We start from the raw sequence: 16,555 nt of genomic DNA on the forward strand, positions 1-16,555 counted from the left end.
AAATTATGGTTATGGTGCTGGGTCTGGTCTGAAAGCTGTGACTTCGAGAACACCTGAGTAAGTTCCAGCAGTGATGTTATCGTCTGATGCTCCCAGGATCAATGTAATATCTTTAGGAGAAGCAGTAACTAGACCTTCAGCAGTATGTGTAACTGGGTAAGTCTCGTCAAAATCAACCTCAACAACAGCAGCACCAGCAGCAGCACCAGATCTTACAAATCCACTAGCAGGAGCTGTGACTTGTACTTGGTAACTGCCTGTGGGCGAGTTAGACCAAACTATGTAGGCACTGGGAATAGTTTTGGTCACACCTGTACCATTGAGAAAGTCTCCTGCAAATGGAGAAGTAGCATTCACAGTACCACCAACTTCTTCAGCTTGATCGTTGTCTTCACCAACGTAAGCAGGTGGAACAGATCCTGCTAACGGTCCGGTTAATGTTGCAGCAGTCAAATCAGCAGGAAGAATCTCCAAATCAATGTTCTCAATTGTTCTCAAATACAGAACTTCTGGAACCAGGACATTAACTTCAATGTTGCTGGTGGGGCCATCATTTTGAGTAATTTGTGCATGAGCAGGAGCAGCAACCACTGCGCTACCCAATGCAGCACCGAAAGCAGCTAGAGCTAAAAATTTGTTCTTCATAACGAAAGACAACTCCCTATATTTTGTGTTTGTGTCAATTTGTGTTGACTTTTAGTCAATTTCGTTCAATCAAGGCAATAGAAGTTTTAAGAAACTCCAACCAGTTAAATGTAGCTGGTTTAAATAGATTTTGTGTTTTAACAATCACCTCCTTTAAATTACATACAATTCTGTGTTATCAGCCCCGTCTGTAGCGGTGAAGAACAGCTTATTACCAACGACAGTGAGCGAAGCAGGGTTAGCATTTTGTCCAGAATAAATGTTGCTAACCTTACTTGTATTTAGCTCTGTGCCGTCACTGAACCACACCTCCCGACTGGTACCATCTGAAGCGGCAAAGGCGAGGATACCATTGAAGTTGACAAGGCTAGTGGGAATACTATGAGAATTACCAGATGAGATATTCTTAATAATGTTCGTATTTATACCATCTGTTTTCCATAGCTCTAAACCTGAAGTCGTATCATTTCCAACAAAATAGAGCGTATTTCCTACAGCAGTTAAGTAGATAGGCCCGAAACCAACATTTGGAGCAGTTCCATCACTACCGATAGGCTGGGTTCCGGCTTCCGTTCCATCACTCTTCCACAGTTCCAAGTTAAAGTCATTGTCGCTATCTGTGACAAAGTACAAAGTATTACCAACTGCTGTGAGTCTGTCTGGAGCGTAGGAATTATCACCGGGGGTAATATCTTTGAGCAAGCTGGCTGTAGTACCGCTTTGATACTGCCATACTTCATGACCACTTGTGCCATTGTTGGCGGTGAAGTACAAAGTATTACCAACTACTGTCAACCGGCGTGGAGTTGAGCTAGCAACACCGTCAGCAGTAATCACTTGTGTACCAGCTATAGAACCGTCAGTTGACCACAGTTGACTGTTATTTTGGGCTGTGAAGAAGAGGCGATTATTAAAAACCGTGGTATGGGTGGGTGTACCATTAGTAGCAAAACCAGGGTTAATGTCTACTAAATTCAGGCTTGAGCCATTATAAACCCAAAGTTGTCTGGTGCTGCTACTATCGACGGCGGTAAAAAATAGTTGGTTCCCAACCACAGTCAAATTACCTGGATCAGAATTACCAACACCAACATTAATATCACTAATCCTATTTACCGAAGTACCGTTATATTCCCACAGTTCCCTACCATACGTGCTGTCACTGGCGGTAAAGTATAATCTGTTGTTGAAAACTACTAAGTTACTTGGGTTAAAGCTAGTGTTATTACTCAGTTTGGTGGTTGTATTACCGTCACTGCTCCATAATTGGACACCATTTACACCACCATCATCAGCAGTAAAATATAGTGTATTACCCAATGCGGTGAGGTTGGCAGGGTTAGAACTACCAGTCGAATTAATGTCTTGTACTAATCTCGCTTGTGACTGTGCTGTGAGATTCAAATCATAGAAGGTATTAGCTAACCCAGATGTATAGACACGAACAAAGTATGTACCTGCATCCAGGGTAGCGTTAATACTTTCATTACTATTCCCCGGTTGGTTAGATATAGCGATTTGTGTACCGCCACTGTTAAGAAGTTGCACATCTGCATTAACTAGCTGCAAATCTGGATAGTTACTCGAAATATTCAGAGCAAGGCTGAACTCAGAAGTTGTATTTACAGTGAATTTATAGTAATCATTAGTGTCTATATTGCCTACAAATTCACTGCGGGAGATACTACTATTTAAGCTCCCCAAATCCTGTGCTGTTGTTGTACTGTTGGGGGCTTGATCTGTTCCAATTGCTTCAGCAGATGCACTCAAGGTATATTCAGCTGTCGTTGCCGAACCACGTTCAACTAAGATGGTGTAAGTACCAGCATTCAAGCTGCGCCGAACTGCATCTAAGGCTGTTCCCGACTGGGTTGAGCTAATAATGGTACTACCAGTTGCGGTTTGCAGATATAAATTCGCATCGGCTGTCAGGTATGTGAATCTGATATCTACTAGAGATGCTTCATTTAAGGTGAACTGGTAATAATCGCTAGTGTCTCCTAGGCTGACTTGATCTGATATGTCATAAGGTAAATTAATGGCAGTAGCAGTTCCAACTGTGTTTCCCCCTTCGTCTGGTGGGTCGGCGGTAAAGCTAAAATCTAACTGATAGTTACCCGGATCTGAGGAGGAGTAAGCCCGGATATAGTATGTACCAGCAGCAAGACTGCGATTAATTGACTCTGATGTTGTTCCAGCAGTATCACTGCGTTGGACAAGTAAACTGGCACTATTTATGAGTTCAAGATCAGCATAGAGAATATCAGTACCATTCAGACTACTCAAACCGATGTTAACTGTTCCACTATTGGTTATTGTGAAACTGTAGTAGTCGTTTGGATCTACAACTTGACCTGAGCCACTTACATAATCAGTTATGGGAGTTATGCTACCTGTAGCACTGAATGTACCAATATTTCTGGCGTTGGCAGTTGTATTATCGTCTATATTGGTTTGCTGAATAGCTTCTGCGGAGAGCCGAAGATTATACTCGGTGAAGGTTGATGAACCGAATCTTGGAAAAAAAGCCTGTGTGTAAAAGGAGTCGCTAGGCCCACCGTTGAGGCTCCAACGTATTCTCTCTGGATTAGTTCCACTATTGCTAGAACTGGCAATGACACCATTACCACTATTTCGCAGGGTTAAATTAGCATCATCAGTTAGTCCATCCAGTTCTAAGGTGACTATGCTGGAACTACTAATAGTGAATCTGTAATAATCTGATAAGTCAGAAATTGAACGGTTAAGACTGTCTTGAAATAAGCTTGGTGTGCTGAGGAGAGAACCACCAATATAGGTTGCAGTGTCTAGGGCTGTGGATGTGTTACTACCCGGATCGGGGAAGGGTGTTGTTCCGTTGTAAGTTCCCATCTTTGTTTCCTTGGTATTTTTATAAGTTCGACAATTAAGATTGCCAACGATTTACAGGATTGCCGCCTTAATTAGCACAAATTAATTGTCATCACTCAACCATAGTTAACCATTAGTTATGTCAAAACCAGGTTTGCTGGTGTGGAGTTGCAACCTAAGCAGAATTTTAATATTCCATTATGTGAATTTACGGCTTTGTTGTGGCTGGATAAATGGGAAAATTTCTCAATTTGAGTATCTATCCCATTAACAAGATGTTTTTATATTGTTAGGAGTTGTTTTATATATTATTAGGTTGCTGGTATCTGAGTTGCTAGTCAAGGTGTAGAAGTAGAATTTTTGTCATGTATGAATTTATCCTGATTTTCTGAGTAACTAGATTCTTTTTCACAAAATTTAAACTGACTCCGGAAGATATTTTTTTATCTTTCTGGCTTTTTGTTTTCTCTGGACAGTTTCCTCACATTTCAAGTGCATCTAGAATTTAACTTTTATGCTAAAAACTATGCTTCCGTGGAATTACTTAAAAATGCCAAGTTTCATCATGAAATTGTTAAATTATTTTAAATAGGATTAATCTTTTTTGGTAGGTATAAAATAAATGGTAGGATTAAATATTTTTTTGCAAAGATTACTAGAACAAAATCAGATAATCTGTGGGAAATACCGAGATGAGATTCCATAGCTGGAATCGAGGGGAATAAAATCACCCTCCCTGAGAAAAAGAGAGCATAAACGCGCTTTTAGCCTAATCAAAACTTAACAAACGCATTTCTTCGCAAACCGTCAAAATTAAATTTGCTGAACAACTACTTTCATCATATTAAACTGGACTTACGCAACTGGCATAATAGTAGGGTGGGTCAGATAACAAAAATACATTTATTTATTGACAGCATTTAAGCATTCTAAAGCACCCTACAAGACATCTTTAAGGTGACACTTGCGTAAGTCCTATCCAAGATAAAATGATGATGGGATAAATCCCCGACTTCTTCGAGAAATCGGGGATTTGGGTATGACGTGTTTTTAAGTTGAGCTACTTATAGCTACTTATATATGCTTTTGGTTGAGTTGCGATATGTTCCAAGCTACTCGTCGCCGTCTGGCTATCTGGTACACTGCTGTCACTGCTGTGCTGCTACTGCTGTTTGCTAGTGGTGTGTATTTATATGTGCGTAGTACGTTAATTGAACGCATAGATGATACGTTGAATCATGTGGTGGAAATAGTCGAGCGTTCTTTAGTGATTGAGCCAGTGAAGGGTGACGCTGAACAATTACATATTAATGTAGAGGCGAGTTTTCGCAACAATGCCCAGACGGTAGAAGATGACCATATTGATTTAGAATGGTTTAGTCCGACTGGTGAGTTAATCTGGTCTACTTTTTCTGAGCCTCTAAATGTTCCCATTCACAGTAACCGCACTGGTGAAACCGTCCACATACCCAAGGCAGCATCACAAACATGGGAAGATTCAGAGTTGTTATTGCGACAAGTTACGCAGCGCGTAGAAGTGGGACGACAGGTTTTAGGATATCTGCGTGTGAGTCATCCTTGGTTTGAAGTGACTAAACCGAGTCGTCAGTTAATTTTTGATTTAGCGTTGGGTACTGGTTTAATGGTGCTGTCTGTGGGTTATTGCGGTTGGTTTCTTTCGGGGAAAGCGATGGAACCTGTGGGGGAATCTTACCAACGTCTCAAACAATTCACAGCTGATGCTTCCCATGAGTTGAGAAGTCCGATTACGTTGATTCAAACGAATGTGCAAGTGGCTTTAGCTGATTTAGACTTAGCACCAGCCGAAGCTAGTATGTCAAAAAACTATCGACAACAGTTGAAGGTGGTGGAAAGGTTAACACAGCGTTTGGGCAAGTTAGTCAATGATTTATTATTCTTAGCACGCCAAGATAGTGGCATGAGCAAAGATGGTTTTGCAGATTGTCCGTTAGATGCTTTGCTGATGGAGGTGGTGGAAGAACAACAACTGCTTGCTACAGACAAAGCTATCTCGCTAAATTTGCATTTGGTAGATCCTCCCGCTTCGGAAACTAGCGCAGAGTTGTTAGAAAATTGGTTTACACTCTGGGGTAATTGGGATCAATTGGTGCGGTTGTTTACTAATTTGATTGGTAATGCTTTGCAATATACCCCAGGCGGTGGGGAGGTGAATGTAGAACTAGGACGCATAGATAAAATGCGCTACAACGGTGCGGCATATTTGCAAGTTAAGGTAAGTGATACTGGCGTAGGGATTCCATCTGAGGCGTTACCTCGATTATTTGACCGTTTTTATCGTGTAGATCCGGCACGCACCCATAAAACGGGGAGTCTGGCTACAGACAGTGCTACTGGTTCAGGATTGGGGTTAGCGATCGCTCACGCTATTGTCGAACATCACCAAGGTCAAATTCAAGTAGAAAGCACTTTAGGCAAAGGTACTACTTTTATTGTCTGTTTACCAATAACTCTTGAGTCTTAATTCTATATTCAATAATTGTTTCCTGTGATAGATGAATTCTCCTCACTTGCACTATTAATTTATTAAGTAAAGCTTGCATTGTTTACACAAAACCTCTAGAGGAAGCAGTTTAATGGCTAATACCTAACCACAGGATTATTCATCTAAACTGCTATTTTCTCTGTGGGAAATGCAGCTATAAATTTAGTGTCGGAGGCTGAAATGAGAACTAATATCAAAGAACAAGATACACCATTTTTAGAAAAAGTTCAGGAAAAAAGTGGTTTATCAGATATCTATGATGCCAGAGATATCACAGAAGTTGTATTCCGGGTGATGCGGGACTTGATGACTACAGAAACTGCTGACAGAGTGGAAGCAGAACTACACGAACCAGCAGAAATCAGTGAGGATAAATCACTGCAAATGGAAATAGCTGATTTATGGCATGATACAAATCCACTTGTGGGATTTTTGAGTCGGGTACGTCCACCTTGGCAGGGGCCTGGTATTTTTAAAATTGATAGCGATCGCTTTTTATTTCGGGTGGCAAATGAAGGCGGAATGCCCCCAAATGTAAACCGCGAACAAGTAGTTAAAGCCGTATTTTCTGCCACTAAAGACGAACTATCTCCCCAAAGAATTCAGGAAATTTCTAGTTGGCTACCTGACAAAGTACGTCAACTTTGGGATGAAGCTTAAAATTTTAGGGTGCTTTAGCTGAAAGTTAGGAACTGCCTGAAATATTGGTCATGTCCGTTGGAATAGTTATCATATCTGTGAGGGCTAGGGAACAGGGAACGGGGAACAGGGAACAGGGAACGGGGAACAGGTAACGGGGAACGGGGAACAGAGTCAGAGAAAAGTCTGCATCTTCAGTTAATTATCAGTAATTAACCGGACTTGATATTACAGCTATAAATTGTTTTCAGTAAACCTTAAATTGTAGTGACTTGGCCAGCTTAAAGTGTTGCATTAAAACTCTCTTGTGGGATAAGTTCTCTAGCCAGTCCGGTGCAGGCTAGAGAGCTTACACCACACACAAGAACTATATTTTTGCACTATTTTAGCCTTGCCACGCCACTACTTAATATTTACTGTTGAATCGGATTTTTTTAGACATTAAAACTCATACTTAAGAGAGAAAAAACCGTGATTTTTGTCTATTATTTCCGGTCTAAAGCTAGATATATTCAAAATTAATAGTTGCTAGACTTATATACGTCAAGTTTCAGTAATTAAGTTTATTTTTTATTGTTGAATTGGCTAATTAATAAATGTTTAAACCTGTAAAACTTAAATTTCCACAGGAGTTAATCATGTCTATACATTCTCAAAAGTTGCAAAATTCCACTAAATTATTTAGTGCTATCTGTGGAGGATTACTGATGAGCATATCAGCAATTCCTCAAGCAGTATCAGCACAGCAACCCCTACAACAACCCCTACAACAACCCATACCGGAACCTAATTCCAGAGTTAACCCTTGTCCTAGTATTTTTTACGAAAAACCGCACGATGAGCGGGTGTTAGTACCAAGGGGATGTCCTCCTAATACCTTAACTCGCAGGCTAGCAGCTCAAGGACTTTTACCGGCAACTTTACCCCCTGTCACACAGTCACCATATCAGCCAGGGATGGGTATGGGCGGTGAAGCACCCCAAACTCGCACTACGGGCATTAATCCCTGCCCTCGGATTTATTATGAAGAGCCTTTCAATACTAGAAATGTTGTACCTCAAGGGTGTCCTCCCAATGCTTTCACTCAACAGTTGATAGCACGAGGTATCAATCCTGAGCAAGTAATTCCGGCTCGCCCAGAGGTGTCTGTCGCTCAACCGCCCCTACCAAGGGAACGACAACCAGCCAGTGCTAGACTTGCACTCGCCAATGGTAGGGTAAATGTCAATTTAGTGAATAATACTGGTGCGGAGGTAACTTATCAAGTAATTGGCGATACGGAACCCCGAACGCTTCAAGGTAACTCTAATGTCATGCTCCAAGGTTTAGGCGCACCAGTTACACTGACAATCTACCGTAAGGATGGCGGATTAGTGAAGGTAATTCCACAACCCACCGGGGAAGCAGGGATGTTAAGAGTTACCCTCAACTCTACCACTGAACCCGGCGAAGATAAAGGTACAGTCAGAATTCAACAAGATGGTACTGTGTTTTTGAATTAGTCATTAGTCATTAGTCATTGGTCATTAGTTTTTCTCCCCCTGCCTCCCCTGCCTCCCCTGCCTCCCCTGCCTCCCCTGCCTCCCCTGCCTCCTGCCCCCCTGCCTCTCTTTTCACCTCCGCCCTGGCTTCTTGAGCATTTGCGTGACTCGATCCCGTAAGAAAACTTCTTTTTTACTATCTTCTAGGGTTTGTGAGAGGATGATGGCTCTTTCGTAAAAATTACGAGCTGTGGAATAATTCCCTAGCTGTTCATAAAGTTGGGCATAAGATTCAAAGGAGTTTAATTGTTCTCGCAGATTTTGTGATTGTTGGGCTAGGATTAAGCGTTGTTGCAGTAACTCGAAGGCGCGTTCATAACGCCCGACGGCACTGTGCGCTGCAACTAAACCATCAATCGCCCGTAATTGATTGGTGCGATCGCTGTTGATTTTAGCCATTCGCAAGGCTGCGCCATAAGTCCCTATCGTATCTGGATAATTACCCGCCGCTAGATAAACATCACCTAAGTTATTTAAAGTGTTGAGTTCACCGTTAATATCACCTGTTTGGCGGCGGTATTTGAGCGCGGTTTCATACAGTTTAATGGCTTGGTTGTAGTCTCCGAGCCTAGCTGATACTAAACCTAAATTACTTAAAGATAGTCCTTCACCTTCTATATTTTTGACATTGTGAGCAATTTTCAGTGCTTCCTCTACTGTCTTCCCGGCGGGGATGGGTTCCCCAGCTTGTAGGAACAATGTAGCCAGGTTATTTAAAGCAAATATCTGAGATTGAAAATCATGGGTGTCTCGTGCGATCGCTAACTGTCGCCGTAAAGCGTCTTCACCTTCTTTATAAAGACCTAACTGTATATAAGCCCTAGCTAGCAAATCATAGGTCGAACCTTTAGCTTTGACATCACCAATTAAGTGATAAATATTGAGTGCTTGTAAGCCGGATTCAATGGCTTTCGCCGCCGCACCAGCATGATATTGCTGCTGACTAATACGTAATAATTTATCGGCTTCATCTCTAGATTGTCGCCCAAATGAACTGCTTAAAGGACGATGCAGTTGTTGCGTAATGTCAACCGCACCCGCCGCCAGAGGATGAAGCAGCAAAGTCACAAGTAACAGGTAATAACTCAAAAACTGATATTTATTCACCCACCCAAAACTGAAAGTTTGAGGGTAAGGAATTAAATTTAAAACCGTATGCCTTCTGCTCATAAAACTTACCCCGGAAATTATCTGTTTCAGTACAAGCTTGCAAAAACAGTTTTATTTTGTCAATATCGAAAGTGACAGCATACGCGGATATACTTAGGCTATGATTGAGCCATATCCTCGCCCAAATAAATGGCACGAATGTCTGTAGGTAATTGTTCTTCTAGCATACGATAGCCTGACTGAAGAAAATTAGCTACCTCAGACGGTGTAATTTTTTCGCCTTCGGCTTGTAGGTAAGCGGCAATGCGCGTTTCACTCCAATGGAAAGTTTGAGCCATTAACAGCATTAAGCGCAATATTGGCGGTAATTGATCTAACGCCTGTTCGACATAACACCATAACGGCGGTGAAGTTGCTTGCAGAGAATAATGTATTGCCTCGGTGGGTGGTAGTTCAATTTCGTTAATGCAACAAGCAGTGAGATTAATTAGCCAGTTTTGTAAAGTCAAACCTTCCTGGCCGGCTGGGGGGTTGTTTAAATCTAATCCACCGAGTTGATAATAGATATGTCGCCAAGTTAGGGCAAATAAATACTCAGCTTGCACAGGCGATCGCGCTGAATGTTGAATTAAGGTGTAAACTATCGGACTGTAACGGCAAAAAATCACTGTGAAGTATCTGCCAGCATCAGGATGATCTTGAAACAAAGACAGCAGTTCTTGGTCACTGTGATGAAACAGCGACTTTACCAGTGGGTGATTAGCTTCAGGAAAATGAGGAATTTGCATAAAGCAGTCGGTAGATAGCAGTTAAGATAATATTGGCAATATGATTCTGAGTTTCAGCCGTATAATACCTTGACGTTAGTCTGTTTAAAGCTCAGACTGACTCTTGATACACTAGAATCAAGACCCTTTTTGAGTCTTCATAGACAATAATAAAAGCGGCTCCCTCTATATAATTTCTAATTTGTTCATGGTTATAGCAGCTAGTGTGATATCGTTCCTGCTCGCGCCTTTGACTTTAGGCTCTTTTTTGCCCTCCCTTCCCCTAGATAGCCTGTTTTCTACCCAAGGTATTATGGTGATGCTACTAGCAGCCTATGCAGGTGCTATGTGGCTATTTCTCACCAGCGCGCCCAAAGTTTATACTGTAATGGTTTCTGATCTAGAAATTGCCCGACAGTTATATGAAGGGCTGCTAGATTTACCAGCCGCAGAAGTGCCTTTGCACTACTACTACAACTACGAACAAACTATAGGCGCAACGGGGTTAGATCCGCTATATATGTCCACCAGTCCTAGCTTGTCAGGCAGAACAATGAACAACGGCAATGATGGGCTGTGGTATCAATTAAAGAAAAATACCCAACTACATGTGATTACTGGAGCTAGTTTAGGTACTAAAAATCAGCAACGTCATGTTTGTTTTGACCGTGACTGCCTAGAGATGATTTTATTGCGAGTAGAAACACGCGGTCTCAAGTTCAAGATTCGTAACCAAAAACCGCTCAATTTTCTCGTGAAAGATTATGAAGGGCGAGTTATTGAAATGGCTGAGGTAGCAAATTAGGCTGAAATGATCATTCTGCGACATCTTGCACCAGGTTGAAAAACTGGGTGGGATGAATGCTGGAAAAACCCGGTATTTTAGGTACTGTTAAGCATTTCGCACAATATAAGATGAGACATAGGGTGCATTTCGTCAACCTGAAACGCACCCTATTCTGTGGCTAACTCAAATGAAGTGGAAAAAAAATTATGTTTGCTGTTTATCCTCTGGTAATAAAATTTTACACTTAAAAATGAATCGATTCTCGACAGGAGATCGATTGCTGGAGGAGTTTTCACTCACACCCACCAAGACAGGAATATAGACGAAATTAACCTCTTTTTGCCAAAACTTTACTACCAGCAATCACTGGTGTAGGTTGCTTGACAAGATTCGCTAGCTCTTGTAGTTGGTGAATAGCTTCTGCACCTTCTAATTTCATTAATTCCCGATCATCCCGCATCTCTGTCCAGGTGATCCCATAGTCGGATACTAAAAACCGGATGAGGTGATTATTTCCCAAACTCACCATAAATGAAGCACTGTTCATTTGGTCGCCACAGGTGTAACAAGACGCAGGATATCCCCGTCTTTCTAGTACAATTGCCAAGGCTTGTAGGTTCATTACCAAGTCTTGAACGAATTGCCGGTGTTGATGCGCTAGTCTTTGAAACACTTTTGTCCTCCAGACACCACAGTCATTTGAGTCACTTTTATATTTTCTTTAGGTTTTCTCATCCATTGGTATTGTAAACTATTCATTACAATAACCGGACACTAATTAGGTAGTTAAATGGCTACCTAGCTTAAGGTAAGAGAAAACTTCATTGTTTGTCGTATCAAACTATTCAGTTTGCCAAATCAAACGAGCAGATAGAATTAGTAAAATGATGATTTTTGTGACAAAACTCTGTCTTGTGTAATTGTTCGTAACAGCGATCGCTCTCAGCTTAACTCAAGCTAGGTATTCGTCAACCACTGGAAAACCACGGATGGCAATTCCTGGGTAACATACATCCAATTTGGGTAATGCTCACAGATGTCAGCTAGTTTTGCCGTTTACTGTAGACTTGTTATGCCAGAAAAGATACATTTTTCTTGAGTGAGAGTTATTTTACCCCGTGATTTTGGTACATCCAACACACACCTCCTCAAGATATCAAGTGAATGGGCAAGGTTGCTGAGTTGCTAGTTTGAGCTTTGCCAGTCATCAGTAGTTTTGCTAACAACTTACACGAAATCCTCAATTGGAGGCAAAAGCCACTACTACTAAAATTTCTAGAAACTCAACACCACCCATGATCATACTCAGAATCATTATCTTGCCATTGCGGTAATCTGAGGCTGCCATTGCCAGAATGCGCTTTAATTCCACAGAGAATCTATAATTAAACTCTATAGAATAGATTAGATTTAATTATCCTCCAAGTTGCACACAAGTTTCTTCAAAAAACTCTGATAGCCGACCATCATATTGAATATTGAAAGCTGGCTACTCTAGCGCGGGTTATAAATAAATAGTAGCCTTGTTTACGCAACGACAAAATTGGTGTCAAACCAATGAAACACTAAAGCTTTAGCCGCTCTATGCAGTCACATCAATGTTGAGTAAGTTTTCTGGTTTCGACATAAACTGCAATCATAATTAATTAATGTTTACTCAATTGATCATGGCTGCAAAACAACTGGTAATAACCACCCTGAATGATGCTGATCGATATGCCAAACTAGGGTGAGAGTCTCCAAAATATACTCAACTATAAATTGGATGATTATCCTAGCTTAGTAAGCTTATATTCCTCCTGAATTTACGTTGATATCTTCTATCGGATGGAAGATAAACTAACTTGCGACTATTGGCACAAGTTAAGTAAATACCACTGGGCTGGCTTCACGCTCCTCAATTTTTGAGCATGAAACATTCAACCTAAGTATGGAAAATAGGTTAGGCTTGATTAGCCTAACAGTCCAGAGATAGATAAGAATTTTTACAAACTTAGGTTGAAACACTTTTAAAATTTTTATGCAACAACTTGCCACCAACCGAAGGCAGGCCCGATGAAACGAACTGTTAACCACACAACAACCATCACACCAATACCAATCCAGGCTCCGCGAGTAGTCAAACTCACAAATAATTCAGCTTGGCTTTTAGTGATGGGAACCCAAGGTAAGATTCGCGGATCTTGACCGTAATTTTCTCCCATTGTGGCTTTGCGACGTTTTGCTTCACCCATAATTTAGTAATTTGCAGTTCAAAAGTTCAACTCTAAATCCACTTTAATGCTTCTCGATTAAATTTTGACGAGTTTTTAAAGCTCTGATTTTGTGGCTTTGAGGTGGTGCTACATCCTAAGCAGAATTTTCTTCATTGTTATGAGCAAACAGACTTGGATCAAGATAGTTAATTCGTGCTAAAGGACTTAAGGCTGCTAGAACTTGAGAGCCATAGCTACGGTTGATCACACGACTATCTAGTAAAGCCACAATACCTTGATTTTCGCGCACAGGGGCTACTGCTCGTTGCAATTCATTCAAAGCTGTGGGTAGGAGATATAGCCGAAACCAATCTTGATGCGATCGCTTATAATGAGCTACCCTACCAGCTACCAGGGGATGTTCTAAAGATGGTAAAGGTAAAGTTGCAATAATTAACAATTGCGGTGCTGGTAATACTCCTTGATGTTCTCGCCAAAACTCCCAACCACTCACCAAAATGCCGTTTTCATCTAAACAGGTTTTTTCTACCTGCACCCGTGAACCAAACTCGGCGGCGAGAATTGCTCCCACTTGCGCCTTCAGTGGCACATCCCCCACCAATAACAAGGTTAGCCCTGGTGCTGTCGCAGAAAGACATACCAGCGTCCGCACCTTATGAATAAATGCTGCTTGAAATTCCGGCGTATTGGGTAGGGGCAATTGGTAAGGAATGTAAAGTTGAATCGCTTCTGATTGGCTATCAGAGGCAAATTTCAAGCAAGTTACATCTTCTAAACCCAAACGTTGACGGAATAAAGGAGCCTCTGTTTCTGGCTCTAAAGCACTACCAATTAATACTACTGGTTGCCGTTGCCAAATCGGTGCGAGACTGGCAGCTAACTCAATTGGTGCGTAGTGCAGAGAAAATAAACCTTGACGACGGGCAATAGTCGCCCAGAACAAAGGCACGGCTGAATCATCGTTGACTTGTGAAAATTCTTTACAGAATTTTTGCCACACTTGTGGTAAACCTTCGACTGAGGTTAACACCGCACACAGATGTTGAAAGATATCCGCTTCTGAGTGCGAAATTAAATAGCATTCGTAGGGGTTAGGCGGATGCTTGAATAATTCCTGTGTCAGTTGCGCCCTGGCGGTGCGAATTGTCTCGGCTTGCTGAGGACAAGCCAAGATGAGTTCATCCCAGTCTTGGGGTTGAAGAGTTTGGGTAAGTTGATCACGTACCCAATCTTCCAAATCATCTACTCCATCAATAATCGTAGGTATGCCTGGGGGAAAATCATCAGCATCTGTCAGCTGTCGTTTTAACCAAGCTTGCGGAGAAGTGAGAAGTATTCCTTGGAACTCAGAACCAGGCCAAGTGTCACCGGTTCTAATTGGTTTGTTAGCTTGCAGCCATTGCTGTAGGCGAGGAATTTCCACCCGCAATAGCCGTTGTTGTACTGCTTCCGTGGCTACAATGATTACAGCCCCCGGCCACATCAAAGCAGATGCTACAAAACTGGTGCGGTACAGCCCTTGATAGCCGCAAACCGCGCCGACTTGAATTAACGCACTACGTCCCAAACGTAAAGCCCGTGCTACCAACCGTGCCATCGTTAAGTGATGGGGCCAGGAAGGGAAACCCGCTTGCGATCGCAGGAAGTTATGTAATGACAAATGGACTTCTGCCTCAATCACACACTTAAAATCCCATACAAAATGTCGTTTACTGCCAATAGCCCCATTTCTATTATGTTGTCATTTGGGGGTTGTTAGTTCTTCAGCCCATTAATGACAACTACCACTGATTCATCTTCACTGACTGAATATCCTAAATTATGCCAACTTACACAGGAATCTCCAGCGAAGCCTTTCGCCATCCACTGGATAGCCAAGCCGAGCAAGCTTTACGCAGTTTACCGGGATTTGATCTCATCGCTCGTAAATTTGTGGAATTTTTCTACGAACGCCCTCAGTTAGTCTATCTCATGGGCAACACCATCCAAGTCGGGCCGCGTCAATATTCCACTATTTACCAGATGTTTCGTGAATGTGTCAGGGATTTGGACATTTATCCCGAACCCACACTGTTTGTTGCACAAAATCCCCAAGCAAATAGCTATGCCCTCGGCCAAGAGCATCCTTACATAGTGATCAATACAGGGATACTAGACTTACTAAATGAAGCCGAAATTAGGGCGGTGCTAGCCCATGAACTGGGGCATATTAAATGTGGTCATACTATTTTAATTCAAATGGCGATGTGGGCGATGGGTGCCGCTTCTGCACTAGGTGACTTAACCTTGGGCATTGGTAACTTGGTGTCTCAAGCCTTGATTTACGCTTTTTTTGAATGGCGGCGAAAAGCTGAGTTATCCGCAGATAGAGCAGCTTTTTTGGTGATAGATGACTTAAATACCGTCATGTCTTCGATGATGAAGGTTTCTGGCGGTAGTAGCCAATATATGAACGAATGTAGTTTACAAGAATTTATCAAGCAGTCAGAAACCTATCAGGCATTAGACGAAGATGGGCTAAATCAAGTGTATAAATTCTTAATGTACAACGGCGGACAGGGCATGATGTTGAGTCATCCTTTCCCGGTGGAAAGAGTGCAGTATTTACGCCAATGGGCAACATCATCAGAATATCAAGAAATTCGCCGGGGTAATTATCAGCGATCGCCCGCTTCCGGCGCAGTCGATGTAGCCTCCCAAACCCCAGAAACCGAAGCCGACATTTTGCGCCGTCAAATCGCAGAATTACGCCAAGAAATTGACAGAATCAAAAAATCAGAGTAGTTGTTGATGGTTGACTGTTGACTGTTGACTGGGTAAAAGTCTTCTCCCCCTGCCCCCTGCTTTCTCATCTCCCTCATCTCCCCTACTCCCCTGCCCCCCTGCTTCTTCCTTCTCCCTCATCTCCCACCCTGCGGGTGAATCCTACGGAGACGCTACGCGTTCGCGTAGCGTCTCGTAGAGAACGCGGTAGCGTCTCGTAAGAGAAGCAAGCTACATCCCCCTCATCCCCCTCATCTTCCTCATCTCCCCCTGGAAACTGCTAAATATGGCAATCAACTTTCCAAAGTGGCTATCTTTGCCCCTAATAGCTGCCACTCTTGCCCTAGTTCTACTGATGCCGAGTGTTGCCTTGGCAGCACCTTTTAGATTTCAACTCCTCTCTCAGCCAATTATTGCCCCTGTTGTCAATGTTGTTAATCACTACCCTGATTTGTCTAAGTTGGATTTGACTCCGTTGCAGCGTCAACAACTCCAAGCTATACTGCAACGCCGCAATAAAGACATCTCAGCCGTTTTAAATTCAACCCAACGCACTCAACTGCAACAAAAAATCCATTCTGGTAATAACCTCAATCAAGCTTTGAGACAACTAGAGTTAGCACCAGAACAGCAGCAATTAATCCAGGCTATAGAGCAATTAACTACATTGAAACTTCAGGCAACTTTAGCCCGATATTCCCTGCCCAATTAAA

14 protein-coding genes are annotated in these 16,555 nt (G+C 42.2%); 6 read left to right on the forward strand and 8 right to left on the reverse strand.

Annotated elements, in window-relative coordinates:
• Nucleotides 1–9: 9 nt before the first annotated feature.
• Nucleotides 10–645, reverse strand: coding sequence for a hypothetical protein (locus AACS98_RS11520; RefSeq protein ID WP_066379849.1), 636 nt, complete (start codon nucleotides 643–645; stop codon nucleotides 10–12).
• 153 nt (nucleotides 646–798) lie between these two features.
• On the reverse strand, nucleotides 799–3,516 hold the full coding sequence (locus AACS98_RS11525; protein WP_066379852.1) for a pre-peptidase C-terminal domain-containing protein: 2,718 nt from the start codon (nucleotides 3,514–3,516) through the stop codon (nucleotides 799–801).
• 1,081 nt (nucleotides 3,517–4,597) lie between these two features.
• Between AACS98_RS11525 and AACS98_RS11530 the strand changes: the two genes are divergently transcribed.
• The 3 genes from AACS98_RS11530 to AACS98_RS11540 all read left to right on the forward strand — a co-directional run bounded on the left by AACS98_RS11530 (nucleotide 4,598) and on the right by AACS98_RS11540 (nucleotide 8,160).
• A complete protein-coding gene (locus AACS98_RS11530) occupies nucleotides 4,598–5,998 on the forward strand; it encodes a sensor histidine kinase (protein WP_066379863.1) in 1,401 nt (466 codons plus the stop codon).
• A 201-nt stretch (nucleotides 5,999–6,199) separates the two neighbouring features.
• Complete coding sequence (locus AACS98_RS11535; RefSeq protein WP_066380075.1) at nucleotides 6,200–6,679, forward strand: DUF2267 domain-containing protein; 480 nt, start codon at nucleotides 6,200–6,202, stop codon at nucleotides 6,677–6,679.
• Nucleotides 6,680–7,296: 617 nt separating this feature from the next.
• A complete protein-coding gene (locus AACS98_RS11540; RefSeq protein WP_066380077.1) occupies nucleotides 7,297–8,160 on the forward strand; it encodes a hypothetical protein in 864 nt (287 codons plus the stop codon).
• Between the two features lie 111 nt (nucleotides 8,161–8,271).
• Here the strand turns inward: AACS98_RS11540 and AACS98_RS11545 are convergent, their stop codons facing one another.
• Both AACS98_RS11545 and AACS98_RS11550 read right to left on the reverse strand, forming a co-directional pair.
• Entirely contained in the window at nucleotides 8,272–9,369 is a 1,098-nt protein-coding gene (locus AACS98_RS11545; RefSeq protein WP_082803722.1) for a tetratricopeptide repeat protein, read from the reverse strand.
• 98 nt (nucleotides 9,370–9,467) lie between these two features.
• Nucleotides 9,468–10,097 carry an RNA polymerase subunit sigma-70 gene (locus tag AACS98_RS11550; RefSeq protein WP_066379871.1) on the reverse strand — a complete coding sequence of 210 codons (630 nt, stop codon included), beginning with the start codon at nucleotides 10,095–10,097 and terminating at the stop codon, nucleotides 9,468–9,470.
• 187 nt (nucleotides 10,098–10,284) lie between these two features.
• Here AACS98_RS11550 and AACS98_RS11555 point away from each other — a divergent pair, with 187 nt between their 5' ends.
• Nucleotides 10,285–10,881 (forward strand): glyoxalase-like domain protein, encoded by a 597-nt coding sequence (locus AACS98_RS11555; protein ID WP_066379873.1) that lies wholly within the window; start codon nucleotides 10,285–10,287, stop codon nucleotides 10,879–10,881.
• Between the two features lie 310 nt (nucleotides 10,882–11,191).
• Here the strand turns inward: AACS98_RS11555 and AACS98_RS11560 are convergent, their stop codons facing one another.
• From AACS98_RS11560 to AACS98_RS11575, 4 genes are all read right to left on the reverse strand, one after another.
• Entirely contained in the window at nucleotides 11,192–11,536 is a 345-nt protein-coding gene (locus AACS98_RS11560; protein WP_066379878.1) for a DUF1815 family protein, read from the reverse strand.
• Between the two features lie 567 nt (nucleotides 11,537–12,103).
• Entirely contained in the window at nucleotides 12,104–12,235 is a 132-nt protein-coding gene (locus AACS98_RS11565) for a hypothetical protein (protein WP_255362888.1), read from the reverse strand.
• Nucleotides 12,236–12,881: 646 nt separating this feature from the next.
• Entirely contained in the window at nucleotides 12,882–13,097 is a 216-nt protein-coding gene (locus AACS98_RS11570) for a DUF2839 domain-containing protein (protein WP_066379880.1), read from the reverse strand.
• A 115-nt stretch (nucleotides 13,098–13,212) separates the two neighbouring features.
• On the reverse strand, nucleotides 13,213–14,760 hold the full coding sequence (locus tag AACS98_RS11575) for a helicase C-terminal domain-containing protein (protein WP_066379884.1): 1,548 nt from the start codon (nucleotides 14,758–14,760) through the stop codon (nucleotides 13,213–13,215).
• Nucleotides 14,761–14,900: 140 nt separating this feature from the next.
• On the opposite strand from AACS98_RS11575, the gene AACS98_RS11580 reads away from it, so the two are divergent.
• Together AACS98_RS11580 and AACS98_RS11585 are read left to right on the forward strand one after the other, a co-directional pair.
• Nucleotides 14,901–15,863, forward strand: coding sequence for a M48 family metallopeptidase (locus AACS98_RS11580; RefSeq protein ID WP_066379886.1), 963 nt, complete (start codon nucleotides 14,901–14,903; stop codon nucleotides 15,861–15,863).
• A gap of 265 nt (nucleotides 15,864–16,128) precedes the next feature.
• Entirely contained in the window at nucleotides 16,129–16,554 is a 426-nt protein-coding gene (locus AACS98_RS11585) for a hypothetical protein (protein ID WP_066379888.1), read from the forward strand.
• Nucleotide 16,555 lies beyond the last annotated feature (1 nt).

This window comes from Anabaena sp. CA = ATCC 33047 (assembly GCF_963870205.1).
Lineage (GTDB): Bacteria > Cyanobacteriota > Cyanobacteriia > Cyanobacteriales > Nostocaceae > Trichormus.